At 70.7% G+C, this 806-nt stretch carries 1 protein-coding gene and 1 pseudogene; both read left to right on the plus strand.

From position 1 onward, the window contains the following. The first annotated feature begins 35 nt into the window (after nucleotides 1-35). A complete protein-coding gene (locus tag AOK24_RS23185; protein WP_055721995.1) occupies nucleotides 36-716 on the plus strand; it encodes a DUF4166 domain-containing protein in 681 nt (226 codons plus the stop codon). Next, nucleotides 665-806 (plus strand): annotated as a pseudogene (locus tag AOK24_RS52780) (TetR/AcrR family transcriptional regulator); the annotation flags it as partial. The gene AOK24_RS23185 and the pseudogene AOK24_RS52780, both read left to right, overlap by 52 nt.

The following is an 806-nucleotide window of genomic DNA, read 5'->3' on the forward strand; positions in this document are numbered from 1 at the left end:
ACGCCCCGTCTGCTGCGCGCCCTGGAGACCCCGCGATGACCTCCATCTTCCGTACGGCCATGGGGGACGCCGCGTTCTCCCGCCTCCACCCCGAGCTGCGCCGGCGCTTCTCCGTGGGCCTCGCGAGCGGCGAGGCGTGCACGGGCCGGGGCGTCATGTCCCGTATCTGGCACGGGCCCGCGTTCGTGAAGCCGTTCCTCGCGCTCGGCACGACCCGCAACATCCTCGTCCCCCGCACGGGACGCGACATCCCGTTCGTCATCGAGAACGTCCCCTACCTCGACTCCTACGGCCGTGAAACCGTCACGTTCGTACGGACGTTCAGCTTCCCCTCGCGTCAACACCGGTTCGACGCGCAGATGGTGCTCGGCCCCCACGGCACGATCCTCGACTACCTGGGCACCCACCAGCACCTCGCCACCGACCTCCGCCTCCACGCCGAACCCGACGGCTCCCTCCTCATCCGCTCCCGCCAACACCGGTTCCGCGAAGGGCCCGTGGACGTCCGGGTGCCCCAACTCATCGGCGCCGACGCGGAAGTCCGCGAGTCGTACGACGAGGCCGCCGGGGTCTTCCGGATCCAAGTCCGCGTCGTCAACCGGTGGTTCGGGCCGCTCTTCGGGTACGAGGGGTGGTTCCGGGCGTCGTACACGGACGTACGAGACTGCGGGGTACGGGCCGGGCTGCGGCCGGTGAGAGAGGAAGTGCGCGCGTGAGTCCTTCGCGGGAGACCCGGGTCAAGCTGCTGGAGGGGGCGCTGCGGACGCTCACGGAGCAGGGCATCGCGAAGACGTCCGCGCGGTCCG

The organism is Streptomyces niveiscabiei (genome assembly GCF_001419795.1).
In the GTDB taxonomy this organism is placed as follows: Bacteria; Actinomycetota; Actinomycetes; order Streptomycetales; family Streptomycetaceae; genus Streptomyces; species Streptomyces niveiscabiei.